Origin of the sequence: Sorangium sp. KYC3313 (assembly GCF_052075895.1) — a bacterium.
Lineage (GTDB): Bacteria > Myxococcota_A > Polyangia > Polyangiales > Polyangiaceae > Sorangium > Sorangium cellulosum_B.
The window spans coordinates 9,577,917-9,604,724 of record NZ_CP197255.1 but is presented as its reverse complement, the minus strand read 5'-3'; the positions used below and the strand labels follow the sequence as shown (position 1 = coordinate 9,604,724).

General features: G+C 73.2%; 10 protein-coding genes. 2 read left to right on the top strand and 8 right to left on the bottom strand.

Annotation, left to right across the window (positions count from 1 at the left end):
- Positions 1-9: 9 nt before the first annotated feature.
- Both ACSRUE_RS36265 and ACSRUE_RS36260 read right to left on the bottom strand, forming a co-directional pair.
- Entirely contained in the window at positions 10-1,317 is a 1,308-nt protein-coding gene (locus ACSRUE_RS36265; protein ID WP_437768764.1) for an ammonium transporter, read from the bottom strand.
- A gap of 230 nt (positions 1,318-1,547) precedes the next feature.
- Positions 1,548-3,113 carry a 4-alpha-glucanotransferase gene (locus tag ACSRUE_RS36260; RefSeq protein WP_441287568.1) on the bottom strand — a complete coding sequence of 522 codons (1,566 nt, stop codon included), beginning with the start codon at positions 3,111-3,113 and terminating at the stop codon, positions 1,548-1,550.
- 384 nt (positions 3,114-3,497) lie between these two features.
- On the opposite strand from ACSRUE_RS36260, the gene glgX reads away from it, so the two are divergent.
- Both glgX and ACSRUE_RS36250 read left to right on the top strand, forming a co-directional pair.
- Positions 3,498-5,849: a glycogen debranching protein GlgX gene (glgX, locus tag ACSRUE_RS36255; RefSeq protein ID WP_441287567.1), complete on the top strand. Its 2,352-nt coding sequence runs from the start codon at positions 3,498-3,500 to the stop codon at positions 5,847-5,849.
- 166 nt (positions 5,850-6,015) lie between these two features.
- Complete coding sequence (locus ACSRUE_RS36250) at positions 6,016-7,581, top strand: serine/threonine-protein kinase (RefSeq protein WP_441287566.1); 1,566 nt, start codon at positions 6,016-6,018, stop codon at positions 7,579-7,581.
- Between the two features lie 156 nt (positions 7,582-7,737).
- Here the strand turns inward: ACSRUE_RS36250 and ACSRUE_RS36245 are convergent, their stop codons facing one another.
- The 6 genes from ACSRUE_RS36245 to ACSRUE_RS36220 form a co-directional block, all read right to left on the bottom strand.
- Positions 7,738-8,376, bottom strand: a complete 639-nt coding sequence (locus tag ACSRUE_RS36245; RefSeq protein ID WP_441287565.1) for a glutathione S-transferase family protein — start codon at positions 8,374-8,376, stop codon at positions 7,738-7,740.
- Positions 8,377-8,426: 50 nt separating this feature from the next.
- Complete coding sequence (locus ACSRUE_RS36240; RefSeq protein ID WP_441287564.1) at positions 8,427-10,070, bottom strand: cyclic peptide export ABC transporter; 1,644 nt, start codon at positions 10,068-10,070, stop codon at positions 8,427-8,429.
- Positions 10,067-12,448, bottom strand: a complete 2,382-nt coding sequence (gene hypF, locus ACSRUE_RS36235; protein ID WP_441287563.1) for a carbamoyltransferase HypF — start codon at positions 12,446-12,448, stop codon at positions 10,067-10,069. Before hypF ends, ACSRUE_RS36240 begins: the two co-directional genes overlap by 4 nt.
- Positions 12,420-13,448, bottom strand: coding sequence for a hydrogenase expression/formation protein HypE (hypE, locus tag ACSRUE_RS36230; RefSeq protein WP_441287562.1), 1,029 nt, complete (start codon positions 13,446-13,448; stop codon positions 12,420-12,422). The genes hypF and hypE overlap by 29 nt, the downstream gene beginning before the upstream one ends.
- Before the next feature lie 88 nt (positions 13,449-13,536).
- Entirely contained in the window at positions 13,537-14,127 is a 591-nt protein-coding gene (locus ACSRUE_RS36225; RefSeq protein WP_437768756.1) for a cysteine hydrolase family protein, read from the bottom strand.
- Between the two features lie 106 nt (positions 14,128-14,233).
- The gene (locus tag ACSRUE_RS36220; RefSeq protein WP_441287561.1) at positions 14,234-26,773 is read right to left on the bottom strand and encodes an amino acid adenylation domain-containing protein; all 12,540 of its coding nucleotides are present in this window, start codon (positions 26,771-26,773) and stop codon (positions 14,234-14,236) included.
- Positions 26,774-26,808: the final 35 nt, after the last annotated feature.

Sequence of the window (26,808 nt, the reverse complement as noted above, 5' to 3'; positions counted from 1 at the left end):
TGCGCTGGATCAGGCGCTCTCGCGCACGAAGACGGGCGCCGCCGCCGGCCTGGCGGCCGGGGGCTCGCTCTCGATGGCGTGAGCGCCGCCCTCGCCGAGCGAGTAGGCCTCTTCGCCGTGGAGGGCGCCGTCGAGGCCCTCGTCTTCGACCTCCTCGTCGACCCGGAAGCCCATCACCGCGCTGATCCCCTTCACGAGCACGAAGGTGACCACCGCCGCGTAAGTCGCCGCGACGACGGCCGCTATCGCCTGCTCGGTGAGCAGCGCCGTGTTGCCCTTGATGAGGCCGTCCTGGCCGGCCGAATTCCACACCGTGGAGGCGAACACGCCGGTGAGCAGGGCGCCGAGCAGCCCGCCGACGCCGTGGATGCCGAACGCGTCCAGGCTGTCGTCATAACCCAGCTTGCCCTTCAGCATCACGGCGCCGTAACACACCGCGCCCGCCGCGAGCCCGATCGCGACAGACGCCATCGGGCCGACGAAGCCCGCCGCCGGGGTGATGGCGACGAGGCCCGCGACGAGCCCCGACGCCACGCCGAGGAGCGACGGCTTGCCGAAGCGCACGGCCTCGATCAGGGCCCACGCGAGCGCCGCGATCGCCGCGGCGATGTGCGTGTTCACGAACGCCACGGAGGCGAGCCCGTTCGCCGCGAGCGAGGAGCCGCCGTTGAAGCCGAACCAGCCGAACCACAAGAGGCCGGCGCCGAGCAGCGTCATGGTGAGGTTGTGCGGCACGATCTTGCGCGTCGGGTACCCCTTGCGCTTGCCGATCGCGATCGCGATGACGAGCGCGCTCGCGCCCGAGGAGAGGTGAACGACGGTGCCGCCGGCGAAGTCGAGCGCGCCGCGCGCGAGGAGCCACCCGCCCGGGTTCCAGACCCAGTGGCAGAGCGGGCTGTAGACCAGGAGCGACCAGAGCAGCGTGAACACCACATACGACGAGAACTTGATGCGCTCCGCATAAGCGCCCGAGATCAGCGCCGGCGTGATGATGGCGAACATCATCTGGAACGCCATGAACAGGAGGTGAGGCACCGTCATCCCGGCGCGCGGCTCGGTGCCAACGCCGTTCAGGAACGCGTGGTCGAGGCCGCCGATGAACCCGCCCTTGGATTCGGCGAACGCCATCGAGTACCCGAGCGTCACCCACGCCAGGGTCACGATCCCCATGGCGAAAAAGCTGTGCATGAATGTGCTGAGCGTGTTCTTCGTTCGGACCATGCCCCCGTAAAACAGGGCCAGCGCTGGCGTCATCAGCAGAACCATTGCCGACGAGACCAGGAGCCAGGTGGTGTCCGAGGCGTTGATTTCGTTCACTGGTGGCCTCCTCGACGGCGACACTAAGAGAAGGCAGTTTTCCGGAATGTTTCGTCGGCATATACTTCGCGACAGCACGAAGCGTACCGCGACGACGCAGCGAGTCAGCGCGTGGGCGCCTCCGCGGTCAGCGCGCTGGCCGACTCGCTTCTACAGCGGGTCGATGGATTTGCAGTGAGACTATATCGCCGGTGGGCCCGAGGGGGCGTGAGGCGGCGGGAGATGAAGCGTCATCCGCGTCCGCTGGACTCGATGCTCTCGCGCACCCGATCGAGCGCGGCCCGCACCTCGGGATCGCGATCGAGCGCAGACGGCGGCGCCGGCAGCCGGAGCGACCAGTTCTGCGGCCCCACGGTCCCCGGGACGTTGATCCGATCGCGCGTGGCGAGCACGTCCTGGAGGAGCAGCAGCACGAGCTCGCTCTTCGAGCCGAGGATCAGGTCGAGCAGCGCGCGGTGGGTCTCCTTCGTGAACTGCGGCCCGAGCTCTTGCCGGCGCGGCGCGAGCTGCGGCAGATCGAGGACCCCGGCGCGCTCCCGGTCGTCCCGCGACTCCCACCACACCACCACGGAGTCGGTGTCGTGCGTCCCGAAGCAGGCCACCGAGAGCGCCGGATACTCCGCCGGATCGCGGAACACGACGTCGTGCTTCTCCCAGATCAGCACCTTGTAGCCCGGCACCCCGAGCTCCGAGAGCGACTCCCGGACCCACCCCGGCACCGCGCCGAGATCCTCCGCCACGAGCTGCGCCCCGGTCTCCGCCGCCCCCGCCAGCATCGCCCGCACGACCCGATCGCCGTGCTCGCGCTGCTCCGCCTCCTCCGCGGGATCGAAGGTCGCCCTGGGCCGCTCGGCCCCCTGGGCCGCTTGCCCTTGCTCCGGGAAGATGTACGTCCGGTAGAAGCCGACCAGGTGATCGATGCGGAACCGGTCGTAGAGCAGCCCCGTGTAGCGGCAGCGCCGCCTGAGCCACGCGAAGTCGTTCTCGCGCATCCGGGCCCAGAAGTACGGCGGGAGCCCCCACCGCTGCCCCTCCGTGTCGAACTGGTCGGGCGGCGCGCCGACCGTCATGTCGTGCCGGAACTCGCCCTGGTGCGCCCACACGTCGGCGCTGTCGCGCGACACCATGAACGGGAGATCCCCCATGATCTCCACGCCCTTGCCCCGGAGATCCGCGCGCGCCGCCTCCCACTGCGCGTGCGCGAGCCACTGGACGTACTCGTAGTAGAGGATGTCCCGCGCGCGCTCGCGCCGCAGCGCCTCGAGCGCCTCCGGCCTGCGCTCGCGGATCGCCTCGGGCCAGTCCCACCACGCCCTGCCGCCGAAGGCGTCCTTGAACGCGCGGAACTGCGCGTAGTCGGGCAGCCAGTCCGACTGCCGCTTCACGAACTCGCCGAGCTCGGCCGCGCGCGGCGTCTGCTTCGCGTGGTGCTCGCGCTCGAACACGTCGAAGGCGAAGCGCAGCGCCCGCCCCTTCACGCGGCGCACGAGATCGTAGTCGACGCGCGCGCTGCTCCGCGCGCGATCGAGCGCCCCGAGGTCGTCGCCGAGCGCCTCGCCGAGGCGCTCGGCCGGGAGCTCGGGCACGGCGGACAGCGAGATGAACATCGGATCGATCCCGAACGCGGAGAGCGCCATGTACGGCGACGTCTCGCCCCCCGACACCTCGCCGAGCGGCAAGAGCTGCACGAGGCGCAGGCCAGCGGCGCGCATCCACGCGGCGAACTCGGGGAGATCGCCGATCTCGCCGATGCCCCACGAGCGATCGCTGCGCAGGGAGAAGAGCGGCACGGTCACGCCGGCGATGCGGCGGCGCGTGCCGGAACCGGGGACGGGAGGCGACGATGAGCTCCGGGACTGATTTTCAGCAGAGGGGGAAGACATGGGCGTTTTTCGCTTGGCTCCAGGCGTTCGGGGGCGAAGTCTATCCCGGGTCGCGCCGCCCTGGATGCTCCTTCTGCGACCGTGCGGTAGCGCCGTCGCGCCGCCGCCGCTGCCGAGCCGCCGCCGCCGAGCTCGCGCAGGAGGGCCGCGGCGCCGCGCGCGGCGCGAGGGCGGGCCCGCCGAGCGGCCGGGCGGCGGGCGATCCCGGGGGCGGCGACCGAAAAATCAGGCCGCGCGCGCTTGTGTCTCGACAGCGGCGCCGATCTCGCGAATAGGGCGGCTTCACAGGTTTTTCAGATGACCAGACGCATATGGCCCGGCACGCCCACCCCACTCGGCGCCGTCTTTGACGGCGAGGGGGTCAACTTCACGCTGTTCTCCCAGTCCGCCACCAAGGTCGAGCTCTGCCTCTTCGAGGCCGTCGACGATGTCGTGGAGCGCGAGCGCATCGAGCTCCCCGAGCGGACGGCCCACGTCTTCCATGGCTACGTGCCGGGGCTCAAGCCCGGCCAGCTCTACGGCTACCGGGTGCACGGGCCCTACGACCCGCGCTCCGGGCAGCGCTTCAACCCGGCGAAGCTCCTCGTCGATCCCTACGCGTACGCGCTCTCCAGCGAGCCGAACTGGAAGGCGCCGCTCTTCGCGTACGACCGCGGGGGGCACCCCGAGCGCGGCGAGGGCGGCGCTGGCCGGCCCAGGGAGGCGGGCCGGGACGGCGCGGCGCCCGAGAAGGGCGAGGGCGGGCGCGCGGGCAAGACGGCGAGCGATCGCCGCGCCGCCGAGGCGCGCGGGAAGGACTCCACGCTGCCGCCCCCGCCGCCCCCGCCGGCCTCGCTCGACGACCTGGAGATCTGCCACCGCGACAGCGCCTGGGGCGCGCCGAAGTCGGTGGTCGTCGACCACCGCTTCGCGTGGGACGGCGACCGGCCGCCGGCGACGCGCTGGCAGGACACGATCCTCTACGAGGTCCACGTCAAGGGCTTCACCCAGCGGCACCCGGGCATCCCGAAGGAGCTGCGCGGCACCTACGCCGGGCTCGCCTCGGAGGCGGCGATCGCCCACTTCAAGAAGCTCGGCGTGACGGCGATCGAGCTGCTCCCCGTGCACGAGATGGCGAGCGAGCGCGAGATCTGGGAGCGCGGCCTCGTCAACTACTGGGGCTACAACACGCTCGCGTACCTCGCGCCCGCGGGCCGCTACGCGTCGAGCGGGCGGCTCGGCCAGCAGGTGACCGAGTTCAAGGCGATGGTGAAGGCGCTCCACGCCGCCGGCATCGAGGTGATCCTCGACGTCGTGTACAACCACACCGCGGAGGGGAACCACCTCGGCCCGACGCTCTCCCTGAAGGGGATCGACAACTGGACCTACTACCGGCTCGTCCCGCACAACCCGCGCTACTACATGGACTTCACGGGCTGCGGGAACACGGTGAACACGCGTCATTACCAGACGCTCCAGCTGGTGATGGACAGCCTGCGGTACTGGGTGACCGAGATGCACGTCGACGGCTTCCGCTTCGATCTCGCGTCGGCGCTCGCCCGCGGTCACCATGACTTCGACCGCCTGAGCTCGTTCTTCGACATCATCCATCAGGATCCCGTCCTCTCGCGCACGAAGCTCATCGCGGAGCCGTGGGACGTGGGTGAGGGCGGCTATCAGGTCGGCAACTTCCCGGTCCTCTGGACGGAGTGGAACGACCGTTACCGCGACTCGGTGCGCCGCTTCTGGAAGGGGGATCTGCTGGCGGCCGACCTCGGCTATCGGCTCACCGGGTCGAGCGATCTGTACGCGTCCAGCGGGCGCCGCCCTTACGCGAGCATCAATTTCGTGACGGCGCACGACGGCTTCACGCTGAACGATCTCGTCTCGTACAACGAGAAGCACAACGAGGCGAACGGCGAGTGCAACCGGGACGGCACGAACAACAACCACAGCTACAACCACGGCGTCGAGGGCCCCTCCAGCGACCCCGCGGTCGTCGAGCTGCGCGAGCGCCAGAAGCGCAACCTCCTCGCGACGCTCCTCCTCTCGCAGGGCGTGCCGATGATCAACGCCGGCGACGAGATCGGAAGGACGCAGCTCGGCAACAACAACGCCTACTGCCAGGACAACGAGCTCTCCTGGCACGACTGGGACCTCGACGAGCGGCGGATGCAGCTCTTCGAGTTCACCTGCCGCCTCATCGCCCTGCGCCGCAGCCAGCCTGTGCTGCGCCGGCGGATGTTCTTCTCGGGCGGTTACGTGCACGGGAGCGGGCTCAAGGACATCGTGTGGTTCCGCCCCGACGGCGCCGAGATGACGCCGGAGGACTGGACCCACCCGAACGCCCGGGCGATCGGCTACCTGCTCGGCGGCGACGCCCTCTCGGCGCGCGGGCCGCACGCCGAGCCGATCTCCGGCGACACGCTGCTCGTGCTCATCAACGCGAACCACTCGCCGCTGGAGTTCGTGCTGCCCGCGATCGAGTTCGGCGAGCGGTGGGAGGTGCTCATCGACACCCGCACCGCCGGGGAGCCGGCGCGCACGGTGCCCGCGAGGGCAGGGGGAGAGCGCTACCTGCTCGTCGACCGGTCCGTGGCGGTGCTGCGGCTCCTGGAGCGCAAGGAGGAGAAGAAGAAGGTCAAGCGGGTGAAGGCGCAGCGGGCGTAGTCGTCCCGGCGCTGACAAGTACAGCAGCGCTGCGCCTCGCGACGCTGACGCGTGGGCCTCCAGGTGCACGTGCGCGAGGAGGGCGGGGTGTTCGCCGTTCAAAGGCATCCGCATTCGCGATACGCTGGAGGCCATGTCGCCGCCCCTCTCCTCAGGTCGTTGTCCGATGGACGCATCGACCGGTCCGGGAAATGGCGGCGGCACGAAGGTCACCGGCGTGCTGCAGCCGCCCTCCCTGGGTCGACCGCCCGATTCCTCGGCAAGAGATGCCGCGCGCGACGCCACCACGCTGGGCGGGCAGCCTGCGCCGCTCAGCGCTCCTGCTCCGGGCGGCACAGGGCGGGACGAGGCACGCGCGGCGCTGCTTCCTGGCCGCGTCGTGGCGGGGCGGTACCGGCTCGTGCATCCGCTCGGCCAGGGCGCGATGGGCGAGGTGTGGTGCGCGCACGACAGCGTTCGGCGCTTCGATGTCGCGCTCAAGTTCCTCGTGCTCCCGCGCCAGAACCTGGCCATCGACGCGATGGAGCGCTTCCGCTTCGAGGCGCAGGTCGCGGCCCAGCTCGGGCGGAAGACCGACTTCATCGTCACCGTGCACGACGCCGGCGAGGACGCCGAGGCAGGCCCGTACCTCGTCATGGAGTACGTGCGCGGCAGGTCCCTCCGGCAGCTGATCCACGAGCGCGGGCCGGTGCCCGCGGCCGAGCTGGCCGCGCTCCTCCGTCAGATCGGAGAGGCGCTCTCGGTGGCGCACGGCCTCGGGATCGTGCACCGCGACATCAAGCCGTCGAACATCCTGCTCCGCGAGGGGCGCGACGGGCGCCTGCGCGCCAAGGTCGCCGACTTCGGGATCGCCAAGTGGATCCGCCAGGATCTGGCGGCCGATTTCCCGCGCCAGACGGCGGAGGGCGTGGTGCTGGGCACGCCGGGCTACCTCAGCCCGGAGCACACGTGCGACGGGCACGCGGACCCGCAGCTCGACATGTGGGCCCTCGCGGTGGTCGCGCACGTGGCGCTCACCGGCCGGCAGCCCTTCGCCGGCCGCACCATCGCCGATGTGCTCGCCTCCATCCTCGAGGGCGCGCGCCCCCCGCTGTCGACGCTGTGCCCCGGCGCGCCGCCGGAGCTGGAGACGTGGTTCGCGCGCGCGTTCGCGCTGGATCCGGCGGAGCGATTCCCCTCGATCGCGCCGATGATCTCCGCCTTCGTGGCCGCGGTCGGCCCTTCGGCTGCGCCGAGCGCGCCGGCGCCCGCCGCGCCGGCGCGGCGGGCGGGGCTGCGCCTCGCGGTGGCCGGCCTCGTCGTGGCGCTCGGGCTGGGGCTTTCGCTCACCGCCGCGCTGCCCTCGCAGCGCCTTGACGCCACCGCCGAGCTGCGGGCGATCAGCGACGAGGTGCTTGCCGCCACCCGCGGCGCGCTCGTGGCGCAGGCGCCCGCGGCGCCCCCGGCGGGCACGACATCGACGGTTCTCGCGGCCGCGCCCGCGACAGCGCCGTCCCCCGTGCCGCCGCCGGAGCCCGCTCCGCTTCCAGCCGCGGAGCGCCCCGTCCCGACCTCTCCGGCGTCCACGTCGCGGTCCGCCGCGGAGCGCCCCGTTCCGGCGCCTCCTGTGCCCGCGCCGCGGCCGGCCGCGGCGCGCCCCGTCCGCGCGTCCGGCGCGCCTGCGAGCACCGGCAAGGCGCCCTCACGAAAGCGGACGACCGACGCAGGCACGGGGAAGAGCGCGATCTTCTGAGCGTCGATCGCGAACCGCTCTTCGCCGAGCCGTAGACGCAAAAACTCGCAAAATCTGCTCATTCTTTGCGACTTTGCGACTTTGCGACTTTGCGACTTTGCGACTTTGCGTTGAAATCTCCCTCCGTATCCCTGGCAGGACCTCTGGCGGGTGGAACTAGCCGGCCAGCGACTCCGTCTGTGCAGCCGCGACCCACGCCGCGAGGCCAGGGTGCTGCCACATCGTCTCGGCGTACTCTGCCGCGGCGCCCGCGAGCGGGACGGCGTATGTGCGGAAGCGCGTGACCACCGGCGCGAACATGGCATCGGCGATCGTGAAATGCCCGAAGAGGTACTCCCCCTTCTGGCCATGAGCCCGCCGGCACTCGGTCCAGATCGACGTCACACGGTCGATGTCCGCGTCCACCGCGGCGTCGCGCGCGATCGGGGCGATCTCCCTGCGCAGATCCATGGACATCGCGTTGCGGAGCGCCGTGAACCCGGAGTGCATCTCGCTCGACACCGACCGGGCGAGCGCGCGCGCCGCACGATCGCCCGGCCAGAGCCGCGCCTCGGGGAAGAGCTCGGCGACATACTCGCAGATCGCGAGGGAGTCCCAGAGGACGAGGTCGCCGTGCTGCAGCGCCGGCACGCGCCCCGAGGGGGAGCGCCGGAGGAGCGCCTCGCGCGACCCCGGCTGGTAAAGGGCGATGACCTCCTCCGTGAACGAAGCGCCGGTGTGCTGCAGCGCGAGCCAGGCGCGGAGCGACCAGGTCGAATACGTCCTCGTACCAAGATACAGCACCAGCGGTTCCATGACACCTCCCGTCGGCTCGCCGTCGGACGACGAACACGCCAGCTTCTAACTCAGGCGCTGGCGTATGTCTCGTCCGATCTCGCGGTCACCTGGGCATCGCCGACGAGCTGGCCGAAGTCCATCTTGAGGACGCGATCCGCCAGCCCGAAGTACCTGTCGTCATGGCTGATGACGAGGATCGTCTTGCCGCTGGCCCTGAGCTCCGGGAGGATCTGGCGGTAGAAGACGTCCTTGAACACCGGATCCTGGTCCGCCGCCCACTCGTCGAACAGGTAGACCGGCCGGTCTTCCAGGTAGGCCGTGAGCAGCGCGAGGCGCTTTCTCTGCCCCTGCGACAGCGACGTCGTGGAGAGGACGCCCCCCTCGACAGACACCTTGTGATCGAGCTGCAGGCGAGAGAGGTAACCCCGCGCGCGCTGGGTGAGCTCGGGAGAGTCGAGGCCGATCAGGCGCTCGAACAGGTGGAAATCGAAGAACACCACCGAGAAGAGCTCCCGGTACGCCTGCCGGTTCCGGTCGGTGATCGCCTCGCCGTCGAGCCGGATCTGGCCCGACTCGGGCGCGTAAAGGCCCGCGATCAGCTTCGCGAGGGTCGTCTTGCCGCTGCCGTTGCCTCCGACGAGGAAGATCAGCTCGCCGCGCCGCACGCTGAGGTGGATGGGGCCCAGCGTGAAGGTGTCGTCCTTTCCCTCGGATCTGTAGGCGTGCGTGACCCCGGCGAGCTCCAGCCGCTTCCACCTCTCGGGGAGCGCTGCCCCTGCCTCTGACCCGCTCGCCTCGACCGTGAGGCTCGCGCCCAGGTCCTCGACCTTCTGCACGGCGATGCCCGCGCGGCTCAGGGCCGGGAGCGCGCCGATGAGGACCTGCATGGGCGTCATCAGGTAGAGGAGGACGAGGGCGTAGCCGATCGACGCCTCGGCGCTCGCCTCCTGGAAGAGCGGCACGACGAAGAGCGTCACGCCGATGATGGTGAACACCATCGCCTGGCCCCACCCGTTCGCGGCGGTGAGCGCGACCATGCCGCGCAGGTTGCTCGCCTGGACGACGCCGGCCTCCCCCTCGAGCGACGTCGCGAGGAACGCCTCGCGGCGCCGCGCGTGGAGCTTCAGCTCCTTCACGCCGCGCGTGAGCGCGCGGAAGGTCTTCATCAGCTCCTCGGTCGCCTCGCGCGCGCGGCGGAAATGCCGTGTCGCCCGGCTCATCGGGAGCTGATACCCGACGATCCCAAGGACGATGAGCGCCAGCACCGAGGCCAGCATGACAGGAGACATCCACCCCATGTAGAGCAGGCCTCCGACCACGATGACCAGGTTGATGCAGACGATCGGGATCTGCATCAGCGCCGTGGTGATCACGGGGACGTCGTCCGTGAGCGCGGTCAGCGCACGTGACGGGCCGATCTCCTCGATCTGGCGGAGCGGCGCGCCGAGGATCTTCCGGCAGATCTTCACCCGGAGGTCGAAGAGCGCCCCCTGGCTGAGGCGCGTGAGCAGGATCTCCGAGTGGTAGCGGGCGAACGGGAGCAGCAGGCACACCGCGGCGAAGCTCCACATCACCGCGCCGCGCTTGCCCTGAAGCGCCTCGTTGATCAGCACGAGGAGCGCCGTGTTGCAGGCGCCGCAGAGCGCCCCCGCGACGATCGCGAGGACGAGGATCCGCCGGGAGTAGCCGGCGACGAACGCGAGGAGCTTCATGGACGCTCGGTGGTGGTGGGGCGCTCCCCTCGCGCCGACGGGCCGCGGGCGGCCGCGACAAGGATCTGGCCGAGCGATATCCCGCCGTCGTTCGGCGGGACCAGCCGGTGGCAATACGGGGTGAGCCCCTCGCTCTTCAGGCGCCGGAGCGCGTTGATCAGGACGAACTCGTTCATGAAGACTCCGCCGCTCATGACCACGCGGCGCACGTCGAACTTGTCGGCCAGGCGCAAGCACACAGCGGCGATCATATCCACGATCGTCGAGTGGAACCGGCGGCTGAGGTGCGCGGGTGTGGCGTCCGGCTGGTCGAGCGCGCGCAGGAGATCCCGGACGAGAGGCCGGTAGTCGACCACGAGGCGGCCGTCCCGCTCGTCTATCCCGTACTGGAGCGGCGGCGCGGTCCGGAAGTCCCTGTCGAGCAGCGCCTCCATCTCGATGGCGGCCTGCGCCTCGTACTCGACCTCGTGGCAGATGCGGAGGAGCGAGGACACGCCGTCGAACAGCCGGCCCATGCTCGTCGTGGCCGTCGCGTTCAGCCGCCGCTGCGCCATCTTCACGAAGACGTCGCGGCGCTCCTCCGCGACGTCCAGGAGCGCCGGGACGCGGATCCCGCCGAGCTCTTCCCCGAACGTCTCCACGAGCAGCGAGATCGCGACGCGGATGGGCTCCTTGACCGCCTTGTCGCCGCCGAGGAGGTACATCGGCCGGAGGTGGCCGGCGCGCACGAATTCGCGGTAGTCGCCGACCAGGAACTCGCCGCCCCAGATGGTGTCGTCGAGGCCGTAGCCGGAGCCGTCGAAGATGACGCCGATCACCCGCTCGTTCAGCCCGTTCTCCGCCATGCAGGCGGCCATGTGGGCGTGGTGGTGCTGCACCGTCGCGACCTCCGCGCCGGCCTGGCGCCTCGCCGCCCGCGTGGAGCGGAACGCCGGGTGCATATCGCAAGCGACCGTGTCCGTCTGCACGGACAGGAGCCGCTGGACGTGCGACGAACAGTCGATGTGCGCGCCGAACGTCGCGTCGTTCTTGAGATCGCCGATGTGCTGGCTGATGAAGACCTGGTTGTCCTTGCCGACCGCGACGGTGGTCTTCAGCTCGCCGCCGAGGGCGACGACCGCGCCGACGTCCTGCGGGAGGTGGATCGGGTACGGGGCGTAGCCCCGCGAGCGCCGGATGAACGAGACGAGCGGCGCGTCGAGCCCCTCCGCCTCCGTGAGCCGGACGACGGAGTCGTCGACGCGGGTGCGGATATCGCGGTCGTGCAGGACGAAGTAATCCGCGATGTCGCGCAGCTGCGAGAGCGCCGTGTCGTTGTCGAACGCGATGGGGTGTCCGGAGAGGTTCCCGCTCGTCATGACGAGGACGTCGAGCGCCGGGTCCTCGAGCAGGAGGTAGTGCAGCGGCGTCGAGGGCAGCATGACGCCGAAGCTCGGGTTCCTCGGGGCGATCGCCTCGGACAGGGCGCCTGGCCGCCTGCGCAGGAGAACGATGGGGCGCTGCCGGCTCTCGAGCAGCGCCCGCTCCGGGTCGCTGAGCGAGACATGGCGGCTCGCCGCCTCGGCGTCGGCCACCATGATCGCGAACGGCTTGGCGTCGCGGCGCTTGCGCCGGCGCAGCTCCCGCACCGCCGCCTCGTTGCGCGCGTCCGCGACGAGGTGGAAGCCGCCGAGGCTCTTCACCGCGAAGAGCGCGCCCTCGCGCAGCCGGGCGATGGCGAAGCGCACCGCGTCCTCCGCCGCGATCGGCGCGCCGAGCCGATCGGTGAGCGTGAGCCGGGGGCCGCACGCGGGGCACGCGTTCGGCTGCGCGTGGTAGCGCCGATCCTCGATGTCCTCGTACTCGCCCGCGCAGGCGGGGCACATCGGGAAGCTCTTCATCGTGGTCTGCGGCCGGTCGTACGGCATGTCGCAGATGATCGAGTAGCGCGGCCCGCAATGGGTGCAGTTGATGAACGGGTAGCGGTGACGGCGGTTCGAAGGGTCCCTGAGCTCCCGCAGGCAGTCGGCGCAGACGTCCGAGTCGGGCGGGATGAGCGTGTCGGTGCTGCGCAGATCCACGCTGCCGCGGATCTGGAAGTCGTCGTGCCGGGGGGCGGGCTCGGCGAGCGCCTCCTCGCGGACGCCGGTGATCCGGGCGAGCGGCGGGGGCGACTCGACGAGCGCGCGCAGGAACGCCTGGATCGCCTCGTCGCCGGCCTGCAGCTCGAGCAGCACGCCGCGGGAGTCGTTGAGGACCCAGCCGCGCGCACCGACGGCGCGGGCGAGCCGGTGCACGAAGGGCCGGAAGCCGACGCCCTGGACGATGCCCGAGACCCGGAATCGGCGGGTCACGATCACCGGCCGAGCGTCAGCAGAGTCGGGGGAGTTCGGCTCCATAGAGCTCCTCGAGCAGGGTTTGAGTCCCATCGGGCTCGGTCATGGACACGACGGGCTCCGTCGCGGCCTTGACCTCGCCGATGACCGCGGCGTTGCGGCCGTAGGGGTGCGCGCGGAGGATCCCGAGCACGTCACCCGCCTTGTCCGCCTCCACGAACAGGCAGAGGCACCCCTCGTTGGCGAGGTGGATGAGGTTGATGCCGAGCATGTCGGCCGCCATGACGGCCTCCGGCAGCACGGGCAGCGCCGCGCGCGTGAAGGAGAGCTCGGCGCCCGAGGCGCGGGCGAACTCGTGGAGGACGGCGCACAGGCCGCCGCGCGTCACGTCGCGGATCGCCGCCACGGCGCCCTGGGGCACGCCCTTGAGGACCGCGTCGATGAGCCCGTTGAGCGGCGCGCAGTCGCTCTGCACCCGCTTCTCGAAGCCGAGCCCCTCGCGGACCGAGAGCAGGTGGATGGAGTGGTTGCCGAGATACCCGCTCACGATGATCTTGTTGCCGGGCCGCACGGCGCGGCTCACGAGCGGCGGGCGCTCGAAGACGCCCACGCCGGTCGTGTTCATGAAGAGCCGGTCGGCCTCGCCCTTGCCGACGACCTTGGTGTCGCCGGCGACGATCTTCACGCCGGCCTCCCTCGCCGCGTCGCGCGCCGACTCGAGGGCGCGGATGAGCAAGGGGATCGGGAAGCCCGCCTCGATGATGAGGCCCAGGGTCAGGTAGAGGGGCCTCGCGCCGCTGACCGCGAGATCGTTGACGGTGCCGCAGACGGCGACCTTGCCGATATCGCCGTTGCCGAAGAACAGCGGCGTGACCACGAACGAGTCCGTGGTGACGGCGATCCGGCCGGTGGGCACCTCCAGGATCGCGCTGTCCTCCATCGCGCCGATGTACGTGTCGCCGAGCGTCGCGGCGATCCGCTCGACGAGCTCCCGGCTCAGGCGGGCGCCCGTCCCGTGGTCGAGGACGACCTCTTCGTTCTCTTTCGCGTGTTCTTTCGTCATGTGAGGCTCCAGCGTTGGCACCGCAGAGCTGCGGTGAGGGTCGTGAAAGAGACGAGGCCGCGCGGCTCCGCGGCCTCGTCGTGCCTTGTCAGCCGAGCAGCTCTTCCCGGCTCGGCAGGTCGTCGCTCTGGCGCAGGCGCTTGATGATCTCCGCGCCGGGGGCGATCGCCGCGCAGTACGACGCCATCCACTCGAGGGAGCGCTTCTTGTCCTCCTCCTTGAGGGAGAACACGCCATCCTCGGGGACCCACACCTTGTACCCGCGGAAGAAGCCGTCCGCCGCCGTGGTCTGCACGCAGATCTGGGTCTGGATGCCCGTGACGAGGATCGTCTTGACGCCGAGCTCCTTCAGCTTGTCGTCGAGGGGCGTCTCGTAGAACCCGCTGTCGCGGTGCTTGACCATCACGATGTCGGACGGATGGACGAAGTCCTTGATCAGCTCGGCGTTGGGCGTGCCTTTGATCGCCGGGATCTCCTTCCCGCGGAAGCGGCGCTGGATCTGCGGATCGGTCGGATCGTTGATGAGCTGGAGGTGGACGACGGCGTGCCCCAGGGCGCGGATGGCGCCGAGGAACATGTTGAACTGCGGCGCCACCCTGGAGAGGAGCTCGCGACCTCCCGGCATCTTGTCGATGAACTCGTACTGAAGGTCGTTGGTGAGCACTGCGATGTTGGGCATGATGGTCCTCTTGGATTCGGTTGATGGATTCGAGACGAGTCAGTCAAAGGCCCTTGCCTGGCAACGAGCGCGGCAGAGCGGCGAAGCGTGGCGGCGCGAGCGCCGATCACCCCGGCGGCCGGGCGGCTCCGGCGCCTTCGCGCGGGGCGCCGGGGTCCGCCTCGAGCAGCGCGGCCCGGAGGCGCTCGGCGAGCGCGCCGACGTGCGGTCTCCGGAGCAGCGTGTAGTGGTCGCCGGCCGCGACGTGGCTCCGCAGGCCGGGGGCCCACTTCGCCCACGCGGGCCGCGGATCCCTGTGCGGTGAGTCCTCGGCGCGGAAGAGCTCGACCCGGGCCGAGACCTCGCCGGGCGCGTAGCGCGCGAGCAGCGCCGCGTTCCGCTGGAACGCATCGAGCAGCGCTTCCAGCTCGCCGAGCGTCGTGCCGCGGGGCAGCGCGCCGAGCTTCTGCGCGCGCTCCAGCAGCCACGCGGCGTCGGCCGCGCCGCCGTCTGGCCAAGCGAGCGCCGCGGCGGCCGGCGCGCCCGCGATCCGCGCGAGATCCGCGGCGAACTGCGCGATCGGCGGGAGGTCGTCGCCGGGCTCGTCGAACGGGGGGAGGTACGCGTCCAGGAGGACGACGGCGGCCACGCGATGCCCGCTGCGCTCGAGCACGCGCGCCATCTCGAACGCCACCACGCCGCCCATCGACCAGCCGCCGAGCAGGTACGGCCCCTCGGGCTGGACGCGGCGGAGCTCCTCGCAGTACGCCTCGGCCATCTCACCGACGCTGGCGAGCGGCCGCGGTGGGGTCTCCAGCCCGAACGCCTGGATGCCGTAGAAGGGCCGATCCCGCCCGAGCTCGCGGGCCAGATCCGCGTAGCAGAGGACGTTGCCGCCGATGGGGTGAACGAAGAAGAGAGGCGCGCGGGCGCCGCCCGCGTGGAGCGGGACCACGACGGAGGTGCGGCCCCGCGGCGCTCCCCGATCCTCGCGCAGGAGCGCCGCGAGGCCCTCCACCGTCGGCGCGCGGAACAGGCTCGTGAGCGGCAGATCGCGGCCGAAGCGCCCGCGGATCTCGGCCATGAGCCGCACCGCGAGCAGCGAGTGCCCGCCGAGCGAGAAGAAGTCGTCGGTCACGCCGACGCCGCCCTCGCCGAGGAGCTCCTCGAACAGCGCGCAGAGCTCCAGCTCGAGCCCGGTCCTCGGCGGGACGCGCGCTCCGCCCGCGAGCGCCGCGAGCGCCGCGGGCACGGACGCGGCGAGCGCCCGGCGATCGATCTTGCCGCTCGGGGTCTGCGGCCACCGCTCGACCGGCGCGATGACCGGCGGGACCATGTAGTCGGGCAGCCGGTCGGACAGGTACCCGCGCAGCGCGTCGCTCGTCGCGGCGCGCCTGCCGCGCGGGATCCCGCCGCGCGGGATGAAGAAGGCCGCGAGCCGCACGTCGCCCGGGGCGTGCTCCCGGGTGACCACCGCCGCCTCGGTCACGTCGGGGTGCGACGCGAGCACCGCCTCGATCTCGCCGAGCTCGATCCGGAAGCCCCGGATCTTGACCTGCTCGTCGAGCCGGCCGAGGAAGTCGATCTCGCCGCTCGGCAGCCACCGCACGAGATCGCCCGTGCGGTAGAGCCGCGCCCCCTGCGCCTCGGGGAACGCCGCGCGCACGAAGCGCGCCGCGGTGAGGTCGTCGCGGTTCAGGTAGCCCCGCGCGAGGCCGATCCCGCCGATGTGGAGCTCGCCGGGGATGCCGACGGGCGCCGGCTGGCCCCGCGGGTCGAGCACGTACACCTGCGTGTTCGGCAGCGGGCGGCCGATCGTGGGCCGCGCGACGTCGGGCGCGTACTCGGCCGCGGTCGCGAGCACCGTCGCCTCGGTGGGGCCGTATCCGTTGACGAACCGCCGGCCGCGCGCCCACCGCCGCGGCAGCTCCGCGGGGCACACCTCGCCGGCCACGCACAGCACGCGCAGGTCCGGGAGCGTGTCGAAGCCGACCGCCATGAGCGCCGAGGGGGTCAGCGACGCCACCTGGATCCGCTGCTCGCGCAGGAGGTCGACGAGCCCGGGCCCGGGCATGAGCGCCTCGGCGCGCGCGAGGCACACGACGCCGCCCGCGGAGAGCGGCACGAAGATCTCCATCACGGAGACGTCGAAGCTCAGCCGGGTGAACTGGAGGACGCGGGTCCCCGGCTCGACGCCGAGCAGCTTGCGCTGCGCCACGGCGAACGCGGAGAGCGAGCGGTGCTCGATGAGCACGCCCTTCGGGCGCCCTGTCGAGCCGGAGGTGTAGATGACGTACGCGAGGTCCTCGGGGAGCGACCCGGCGTCGGGGGCGTCGGCCCGCTCGTGCGGGAAGGCATGCTCGCTCTCCCCGAGCCGCACGACCGGCGGGAGCGCCGCGGGCAGCGCGGCGAGGAGCTCCGGCTGCGCGACGAGCAGCGCGGGGCGCGCGTCCTCGATCATGAAGGCGAGCCGGTCGCGCGGGTAGGTCGGGTCGAGCGGCACGTACGCGCCGCCGGCCTTCAGCACCGCGAGCAGCGCGACGATCATGTTGGGCGAGCGCGGCAGGCACACGCCGACCAGCGCGCCGCGCCGCACGCCGCGGGCGCGGAGGTGGTGCGCGAGCTGGTTGGCCCGGCGGTCGAGCTCGCCGTAGCTCACCGTCGCCCCCTCGAAGAGGAGCGCGGCCCGCCCGGGCGCCTCCCTGGCCTGCGCCTCGACCAGGCGGTGCGCGCACGCGGCCTCCGGGGCGGGCTGCGCCGATCGGCCTCCGCTGAACGCGTGCAGCACGAGGTCGCGCTCGTCGCGCCCGAGCAGCGGCAGGTCGCCGACGCGCAGCTCGGGCTGCGCGGCGCTCGCCGCGAGCAGGGCCTCGAGGTGGCCCCGCCAGCGCTCGATCGTGGCCCGGTCGAACAGGTCGACGCTGAACTCGATGCCGCCGGAGACGGCCTTGTCGTCCTCCTCGAGCGCGAGCAGGAGGTCGAACTTCGCGGTCGCTGTGTCGACCTCGAACGGCGAGGCGTCGAGGTCGCCGAGCCTCCGCGGGCGCTCCGGCGCGCCCTGGAACGCGAAGGCCGCCTGGAAGAGCGGGGTGCGGCCGAGGTCGCGCTTCACCTGAAGCGCGTCCACGACCTGCTCGAACGGGACGTCCTGGTGCTCCTGGGCCTCGAGCGTCGCCTGCCGGACCCGACGCACGAGCTCGACGAACGTGGGGTCGTCGTCGACGCGGACGCGCAGGACGAGCAGGTTGACGAAGAAGCCGATGAGCGGCTCCATCTCGACCTGCGTGCGGCCGGAGACCGGCGAGCCGACCGCAACGCCGGCGCGGCCCGTGTAGCGGTGCAGGAGGGCGACGAAGCCGGCGAGGAGCACCATGAACATCGTCGCGCCCTCGCGCCTGCCGAGCGCGCGGAGGGCCTCGACGAGCGGCGCGGGCAGGCGCACCGGGACGGTGTCGCCGCGGTGGAAGAGGGCGCTGCCGCGCGGCCTGTCGGTGGGGAGCTCGAGCGGCTCCAGGTCGGACAGCTGCCGCTTCCAGTACTCGAGCTGCCCCCGCCACGCGTCGGCCTGGGCGCGCTGCCAGATCGCGACGTCGGCGTACTGCACCGGGAGGGGCGGCAGATCCGGCGCGTGGCCAGCGCGCGCGGCCTCGTAGAAGGCGGACAGGTCGCGGAACAGGACGGGGATCGAGCCGCCGTCGCAGGCGATGTGGTGCGCCGTGAGGAGCAGCACGTGCGCCTCGTCGGAGAGGCGGATCAGCGCCGCGCGGATCGGCAGGCCCGAGGCGAGATCGAACGGCCGCCGCGCCTCCTCCTCCGCGGCGCGCTGCGCCGCCCGGTCCCGCTCGTGCCGGGGGACGGCGGACAGGTCGACGAGCCGCAGCTCGAGGCGCGCCTCGGGGAGCACGACCCGGAACGGCTGGCCGTCGGGCGCCTCGATCCGGGTGCGCAGCGCCTCGTGGCGCGCGACCACCCGATCGAGGCTCCGCTCGAGGGCGGCGCGGTCGAGCGGCCCGCGGAGCAGGACCCCGATCGGCATGTTGTAGACCGCCGTGCCCGGCTGGAGCGCCTCGATGAACCAGAGGCGCTGCTGGGCGTGGGACAGCGGCGCGTCGCCGCCCCGGGGCGCCGGGCGGAGCGGCTCGGGCGCGCAGCGGCGCCCGTCCAGCCTCGCCCGATCGATGCGCTCGGCGAGGGCGGCGACCGTCGGCGCGTCGAAGGCGGCGCGCAGCGGCAGAGCGACGCCGAACAGCCGCCGCGCGCGCGCGATGACCTGGGCCGCGAGGAGGGAGTGCCCTCCGAGCGCGAAGAAGTCGTCGGTCGCCCCGATGCCGCCGCGGCCGAGCACCTCGCTCCAGACGCCCGCGAGGGCCTGCTCGGTCGGCGTCGCCGGCGCGCGCCGCGCCTCGCCGGCGGTGCCCGGCGCGATCTCCGGTCGACTGGGCGCCGGGAGCGCCTTCCTGTCCACCTTGCCGTTGGCGTTGAGCGGCCAGGCGTCGAGCTCGACGAAGGCGGACGGGACGAACGGCTCCGGCAGCCGCTCGGCGACGAGCGCCCGCAGCGCCTGCGCGTCCACCGGCCGCCGGACGAGGAGGTAGGCGACGAGCCAGCGGCCCGAGGGGCCGTCGTCCCGCGCGAGCACGAGCGCCTCGCGCACGTCCGGGTGCGCCGCGAGCGCGGCCTCGGTCTCCGCCGGCTCGACGCGGAAGCCGCGGATCTTCACCTGATGATCGAGCCGCCCGAGGTACTCGAGCTCGCCGCTCGCGAGCCAGCGCGCGCGGTCGCCGGTGCGGTACATCCGCGCGCCGCGGGCCTCCTCGAGCGGGCAGGGGACGAACCGCTCGGCCGTCAGCTCGTCGCGCCCCAGGTAGCCGCGCGCGACGCCGGCGCCGGCGATGTAGAGCTCCCCGGCGACGCCGACGGGCACCGGCTGCAGCCGCGCGTCGAGCACGTAGACCTGGGTGTGGTCGATGGGCCTGCCGATCGTCGGGCGCGCCGCGGGGGTCACGGTCGCGCCTGTCGAGTACGTCGTGGTCTCGCTGGGGCCGTAGAGGTTCAGGAGCCGCTCGACGTGCGGAAGCGCGAGCACGTCGCGCGCGAGCGAGGCGCGGAGCGGCTCGCCGGCGAGGCACACGGTCCGCACCGACCCGGGGATGCCCGACACCGCGAGCAGCGCCGCCGCGGCGGAGGGCACCGTGTTGACGAGCGTGACCTCGTTGCGGCGCCGGTGCGCGGGCAGCGCGAGTGCGTCGTCGGCGAGGACGACCTTGCCGCCCCAGCAGAGCGGGACCACGAGCTCGAAGACCGAGAGGTCGAAGCACGTGGACGTGGACGCGAGCACGCCGGCGAGCTCCTGGTCCGAGAACGTCCGCCTGGCCCACCTCGCGAGCGCGACGGCCTGGCGGTGCTCGATCACGACGGCCTTGGGCCGGCCCGTCGAGCCGGAGGTGTAGATGAGGTACGCCGCCTGGTCCGGCCGCCCCGCCGGCAGCGCGTCGCCCGCCCCGCCCTGCGCGTCCTCCGCGTCGTCGGCGCCCGCGACGATCTCGTCGAGCAGGAGCACCTCGGCCGACCCTGCCGGCACGAGCCCCGACAGCGCGCGCTCGGTCACGAGCAGGTGCGCCGCCGCGTCCTCCAGGATCACCTGCAGCCGCTGCCGCGGGTAGCCCGGGTCGAGCGGCACGTGGACGCCGCCGGCCTTGAAGATGGCCCAGAGGGCCACGACCATGTCGAGCGTCCGCCGCACGCACAGGCCCACGCGCGTCTCCGGCCGCACGCCGAGCGCGCGCAGCCGCCGGGCGAGCGCGTCGGCGCGGCGGCGGAGCTCGCGGTACGTGAGCTCGCCGGCCTCGGACGCCACGGCCACGGCCCCGGGCGACCGCTCGGCCTGTGCGTCGAAGAGCTCGTGCAGGCACGCGGCGGGCGGCGGCGGCGCGCTCGTCGCGTTCCACGCGATGAGGAGCTCGCGCCGCTCGCCCGCCGTGAGGAGCGGGAGCTCGGCGACCCGCGCCCCCGGGTCCGAGGCGACGGCGCGGAGGATCGTCTCGTAGTGCCCCGCGAGCCGCGCGATGGTCTCGGGGTCGAACAGATCGAGATCGAACTCGAGGGCGCCCTCGATCGCCTCGCCCGACTCGGTGAGGAAGAGCGTGAGATCGAACCGCGCCCGCTCCACGTCGAGCGGGACCGGCGACGCCTCGACGCCCGGCAGCGTCAGCGCGGGCGGGGGCACGTTCTGGAGCGCGAACATCACCTGGAACAGCGGGTTCCGGCTGAGATCCCGCTCCACGGCGAGCGCGTCGACGACGATCTCGAACGGCAGATCCTGGTGGGCGTACGCCTCGAGCGCGTCCGCCTTCACGCGGCCGACGAGCTCCGCGAAGGTGGGGTCGCCGTCGAGCCGCGCGCGCAGGACAAGGGTGTTGACGAACAGCCCGATGAGCGGCTCGAGCTCGGTCCGCCCGCGGCCGGCCACCGGCGTGCCGACGCAGAAGTCCTGCTGTCCGCTGTACCGGTGGAGCAGCGCCTCGAAGGCGGCGAGGAGCGTCATGAACAGCGTGGCCCCGAGCTCCTGGCTCCGGCGCCGGAGCGCGGCGGCGAGGTCCTGCGGCAGCGCGAACCGATGCGTGCGCCCGCGCGACGAGCGCGCCGCGGGGCGGGGGCGGTCCGTCGGGAGGTCGAGCGGCGGCGCGCCGTCGAGCCGCCGGCGCCAGATCTCCCGCTCGGCCTGGAGCATCTCCGGGGCGAGCTCCTGCCGCTGCCAGGCGGCGTAGTCGGCGTACTGGACCGGCAGCGGGCGGAGCGCCGGCGCCGCATCTCTCGCGAACGCGGTGTAAGCCGCCGTGAGCTCGTGCGCGAGCACGCCGAGCGACCACCCGTCCGAGGCGATGTGGTGGAGCGTGACGACAAGCACGTGCTCGTCGGGCGCGAGCCGGAAGAGCGTCGCGCGCAGGAGCGGACCGTTCTCCAGGTCGAACGGCCTCGCGGCCTCCCGCGATGCGTCGATTTGTAAAGCCTCCTCCCGATCGTGCGCGGGGACCTCCGAGAGGTCGACGAGGGGGAGGGGCCACGCGTCCGACGTCTCGCGAGCGCCCTGGAAGCGCTGGACAGGGCGGCCGTCGACCGCGTGGATCGTCGCGCGCAGCACCTCGTGCCGCCGCACGACCTCGGCGATCGCGCGCGCGAGCGCCGTGAGGTCGAGCGCGCCGCGCAGGCGGAGCGCCGCGGGCACGTTGTACGTGGCGCTCTCGGGCTCGAGCTGATCCAGAAACCACAGCCGCTGCTGCGCGAAGGACAGCGGCGCCTCCTCGCCGACGCGCGGCGCCGGCGCGAGGGGCGCCTGCGCCCGGCGCGCCTCCCCCCGGGTCGACCGCTCGATGTGCGCGGCGAGCCGGGCGATGGTCGGCGCCTCGAAGAGCGACCGGACGCCGACGTCGACGCCGAGCACGTCGCGCAGGCGGGCCGCCGCGCGCGTGGCCGAGAGGGAGTGGCCGCCGATCGCGAAGAAGTCGTCGTGGACGCCGACCCGATCGAGGCCGAGGACGGCGCGCCACACCTCGCCGATCGCCTGCTCCAGGCCGGTGCGCGGCGCCGTCTGCGCCGCGAGCTCGCCCGGGGCGCTCCACGCGGGCGCGGGCAGCGCCTTGCGGTCCACCTTGCCGTTCGCGCTCAGCGGGAGGGCGTCGAGCGCGACGATCGCGGCCGGGATCATGTAGCCCGGCAGGCGCGACGAGAGCTGGTCCTTGAGGGCGCCCGGATCGAAGGACGGCGCCTCGGGGACCACGTACGCGACGAGCCGCGGGTCCCCCGGCGCATCCTCGCGCGCGACAACGACGACGTCGCGGATCCCGGCGCACCGCGCGATGACCGCCTCGATCTCGCCGAGCTCGATGCGGAAGCCGCGGAGCTTGATCTGGTGGTCGATGCGCCCCAGGAACACGAGCTCGCCGCCGGGCAGCCGGCGCACCAGATCGCCCGTCCGGTACAGGCGCGCCCCCGCCGCGGTGGAGAACGGATCCGGAAGGAACGCCGCCGCCGTGCGCTCCGGATCGCGGAGGTACCCACGGCCGACCCCGTCGCCGCCCACGTACAGCTCGCCGGCGACGCCGAGCGGCACGGGCTGCCGCCGTCGATCCAGCACGTAGAGCTGCGTGTTCTGGATCGCGCTGCCGATCGGCACGTACGCCGCGTCCTCCGCCGGGGGCTCGGCGATGACGTGCTGGGCGACGTCGTCCGAGCACTCCGTCGGGCCGTAGGCGTTCATCAGCGGGATCCGCGGGTAGAGCGCGAGCCACCTGCGCGCGAGATCGGGGGGGAGCGCCTCGCCGGTGAGCACGAGCCACCGCAGGCCGTCGAGGCGCGGCCGCCACGCCGGGCGCGCCTCGAGCTCGTCGAGCGCCCCGCGCAGGAGCGACGGCACGATCTCCAGGACGGTGATGCCGAGCTCCCCCACGGCGTCGAGCAGCCGCGCGGGGTCCGTCGCGATCTCGTCCGGCACGAGGCGGCACGTCCCGCCCGCGAGCAGCGGGGAGAGCAGCTGCCACACCGAGATGTCGAAGGTGATCGGCGCGGTCTGCGCGACGACGTCCGCGGGCCCGAGCCCGAGGGAGCGCACCTTCGCGAAGAGGTGGTTGAGCATCCCCCGGTGCTCGACCATCGCGCCCTTGGGCGCGCCGGTCGATCCGGACGTGAAGATGACGTAGGCGAGGTGCTCCGCGCGCGCGGCCGGAGGCGCCCCGCGCTCCGCCGCGGCGTCGGCGAGCAGCGCGCCGGCAGGGAGCACCTCGATCGCCCCGGCGCCTGCCGCGGCGATCTCGTCCAGCAGCGCGCCCGGGATCGCGGCGCCGGCGAGCAGGGGAGGGGAGCCCGCGCGCGCCAGGATGTCGGCGTTGCGCCGCGCCGGGTGCGCGGGATCGAGCGGCACGTACGCGCCCGCCGCCTTGAAGGCGCCGAGCGCGAGCAGCATGAAGTCGAGGTCGCGCCGCGTCAGCAGCGCGACCAGGCGATCGGGCCCGACGCCGCGCGCCGAGAGCGCCCGCGCCACGCGGTCGGTTGCGCTGTCGAGCTCCGCGTACGAGAGCCGCTGCTCGCCGCACGCGACGGCGATCCGCTCGGGCGTCCGGGAGGCCTGCTCCCGGAAGAGGTCGTGGAAGCAGGCGTCCCGCGGGAAGGCCGCCGCGGTGTCGTTGCAGCCCGCGAGCAGGTAGCGCTCCTCCTCGGGCGAGAGCAGCCGGAGCTCGTCGATCGGGCGGTCCGGCTCCGCCCCGGCCGAGCGAAGGAGCTCCCCGAGGTGGCCCGTCATGCGCTCGATCTCGTCGCGCGCGAAGCGGTCCGCGCGGAACTCCAGCGCGGCGGCGAGCTCGCCGTGGAGGCGCGCCACGCTCAGCCCCAGATCGAACTTCGCCGTGCCCTCCACGGCCCCGTCGGGGGCCCAGAGCACGGGCCGCCACAGCGCCCCCTCGACCTCCGCCGGCGGCTCCGAGGCGCTCTCCAGCACGAAGCTCGCCTGGAGCAGCGCGTCCCGCTCCCCGTCCCGCCCCGCCCCCGGGGCCGCGGCGCGCGCGACCTCGTCGAACGGCAGCTCGGCGTGCTCCATCGCCTCGGCCATCGTCCGGCGCACGCGGCGGACGAGCTCGCGGAACGTCGGCCTCCCGCCGAGATCCACGCGCAGGACGACCGTGTTCGCGAAGAAGCCGACGACCCCCTGGTGCTCGGGGCGGCTCCGGTTGGCGACGACGACGCCGATCCCGAGGTCCTCCTGCCCGGTCGTGCGGTGGAGCAGCGCCGCGTAGACGGAGGCCAGCGCGACGAAGAGCGTCGCGTTCTCCGCCCGGGCGACGGCGAGCGCCGCCTCGACGTGCGGCGCGGAGAGCGCGAAGCGGACCGTCCCGCCCGCGAACGGCGACGCCGCCGCGCGCCGGCGCTCGGCGCCCAGCTCGAGCCGTGGCAGCCCCTCGAGCTTCGCCTTCCAGTAGGCCCGCGCCGCGTCCATGCGCGCGAGCGCGGCCCGCTGCGCGCGCGCGTAGTCGGCGTACCCGAGGGGTGGCACCGGCGCGTCCGCGCGGCCGGCGTAGCTCGCGGCGAGATCGCGGACGAGCACCTCGATCGACCGGCCGTCGGTCACGAGGTGGTGCTGCGCGAAGAGGAGCACGTGGTGGCGCTCGCCGAGCGAGACCAGGCACACCCGGAGCAGCGGCCCCTCCTCGAGCGCGAACGGCGCCTGGCCCCACGCCGCGGCGAGCTCGCGCAGGCGCTCCTCGCGCTCCTCCGCGCGCGTGGTGTCGACGACAACCCGCGCGCGCGCGAGGGGCACCGCCACGTCCGGCAGCACGATCTGCCGGGGCTCCCCGGCGATCTCGCGGAACACCGTGCGCAGCGCCGGGTGCCGGCGGACGACGGCCGCGAGGCTCTCCTCGAGCCGCCGCTCGTCGAGCGCCCCGACGATCCGCGCGCCGAACACCACGTGGTAGAGCGGGCTCTCCGGAGCGAACCGGCAGAAGAACCACAGGCGGAGCTGGTGCGACGAGAGCTCCGCCGGCTCGCCGTCCGCCGCGGCGGGCGCGGGGGCCGGCCCGGCGGCCGGCGCGTCGACCGCCGCCGAGAGCGCCGCCGAGAGCTCCTCGACCGTCGTCGCTTGCCAGAGCAGCTGCGGCGGCACTGCGGCGCCGAGCAGCTCCTCGAAGCGCGCCTGGAGCTCGACGCTCGCGAGCGAGTCGAGCCCCAGCGCCATCAGCTTCGAGGTCGGGGTGACGCTCCCGAGGTCCACCCGCGCGAGCCGGGCGAGCTCCTCGCGCACCACGTCGACGAGCAGGCCCACCCTCGCCGGGGCGGGCACCGCGCGCAGCGCGAGGCGCAGCACCCGCGCCGGATCGGCCGCCGCGCGCGCGCCCTCGGCCCCCGCGGGCGCCGGCGCCGGCGCCTCCTGCGCCACGGACACCGCGAGCGTCTCGAGCGTCCCCTCGCGGAAGCCCTGGGCGCACGCGTGCCGCTGGACCTTGCCGCTCGACGTCTTCGGCAGGGTCCGAGGGCGGAGCAGCAGCACCGCGTGCGGCTGCACGTCGTGCTCCCTGGCGACCGCCGATCGCAGCGCCTCCACGACGTCCGGCGGCGGGTCGCCGCCGCGGCCGTCGAGCTCGGCCGCGACGCCGAGCCGCTCTTCACCGCCGACCTCGATCGAGAACGCCGCGCAGCAGCCCGGGCGAACGCGCGGGTGCGCCGCCTCCACGGTCCGCTCGATGTCGTCGGGGTACAGGTTTCGCCCCCGGATGACGATGAGGTCCTTGATGCGCCCTGTGACGAACAGCTCGCCTCCCGAGAGGAAGCCGAGATCCCCCGTCCGCAGGTACGACGCCTCGCCGTCGCCCTGGAGGCGCGCGCCGAACGCGCGCGCCGTCTCCTCGGCGCGGCCCCAGTACCCCCCCGCGACGCTCGGGCCGGCGATCCAGATCTCGCCGATCTGCCCGTCCGCGACGCGCTCGCCGCGCTCCGGCGACACGACGGCGACGCGCGCCCGGGGCGCCCCGGACGACACGAGCCGCCGCGCCCCCGCGGTGGCCGGCTCCACCGGGAGCGAGACCCCTCGCGCGAGCGCGCCGGCGTCGACGCTCGCGCAGGCGGGCGGCGCGTCGCGGAGGCCCCCGGAGGCGAACAGCGTCGCCTCCGCGAGCCCGTAGCACGGGTAGAACGCCTCCCGGCGGAAGCCGCAGGGCGCGAACGCCGCCGCGAACCGGTCGAGCGTCTCGGCGCGGATCGGCTCCGCGCCGTTGAACGCCACCGTCCACGAGCGGAGGTCGAGCGCCGCCAGATCCTCGCGGGTCGCCTTGCGCGCGCAGAGGTCGTACGCGAAGTTCGGCCCGCCGCTCGTCGTGGCGCGGAAATGGGAGATCGCCTTGAGCCACCGGAGCGGCCTCTCCAGGAACGCGAGCGGCGACATGTGCGTGCACGGAAAGCCGACGAAGATCGGCTGCAGCACGTTCCCGATGAGCCCCATGTCGTGGAAGAGCGGCAGCCACCCCACGCCCGACGAGCCCGCGTCGTGCTCGAAGCCGGCGCGGATGGCGCGCTCGTTGGCGATCACATTCGCGTGGCTCACCATCACCCCCTTGGGGTGCCCGGTGGAGCCCGACGTGTACTGGAGGAACGCGAGCGTCTCCCCCGAGATGTCCGGCGCGCGCCACGCCGCGGCCGCCCCGGGCTCGAGCGCGTCCGTCGCGATCCAGCGGAGCTCCGAGAGCTCGGGCGCCTGCGCTCGGAGCGCCTCCGAGAGGGACGCGATCAGCCCGGTCGTCAGCACGAACCTCGCGCCGGCGTCCCGGGCGATCGCGCGGAGGCGCGGCAGGGTGCGATCCAGCTGCGCCGGGTTCGGCGGGTACGTCGGGACGGCGACGACGCCGGCGTAGACGCAGCCCATGAACGCCGCGATGAAGTCGAGCCCGGGCGCGTAGAGGAGCAGCGCGCGGTCCGCGGCGGCCCCCGCCGCCTGCAGCGACGCGGCGATGCCCATCGCGCGGAGGTGGAGATCTCGAAACGTCCACTCCTCGGAGCCGCCGTCCACGTCTCCGGTGGTCAGGAACCGAAAGGCGAGGGCGTCGCCCTGGGCCTCCGCGCGCAGCCGGAGGAGATCCACGAGGGTCTGGCAGCGATCCAGATCGCCCAACAACACATCACCGTTCATCGAAACTCTCCAGCGCGCCGTCGCGCCCTGCGAAG

Coding starts and splice junctions, on each gene's coding strand:
- glgX (WP_441287567.1), top strand. CDS start 3,498: ATGACCAGACGCATATGGCCCGGCACGCCCACCCCACTCGGCGCCGTC.
- ACSRUE_RS36250 (WP_441287566.1), top strand. CDS start 6,016: ATGGACGCATCGACCGGTCCGGGAAATGGCGGCGGCACGAAGGTCACC.
- ACSRUE_RS36245 (WP_441287565.1), bottom strand. CDS start 8,376: ATGGAACCGCTGGTGCTGTATCTTGGTACGAGGACGTATTCGACCTGG.
- ACSRUE_RS36240 (WP_441287564.1), bottom strand. CDS start 10,070: ATGAAGCTCCTCGCGTTCGTCGCCGGCTACTCCCGGCGGATCCTCGTC.
- hypF (WP_441287563.1), bottom strand. CDS start 12,448: ATGGAGCCGAACTCCCCCGACTCTGCTGACGCTCGGCCGGTGATCGTG.
- hypE (WP_441287562.1), bottom strand. CDS start 13,448: ATGACGAAAGAACACGCGAAAGAGAACGAAGAGGTCGTCCTCGACCAC.
- ACSRUE_RS36225 (WP_437768756.1), bottom strand. CDS start 14,127: ATGCCCAACATCGCAGTGCTCACCAACGACCTTCAGTACGAGTTCATC.
- ACSRUE_RS36220 (WP_441287561.1), bottom strand. CDS start 26,773: ATGAACGGTGATGTGTTGTTGGGCGATCTGGATCGCTGCCAGACCCTC.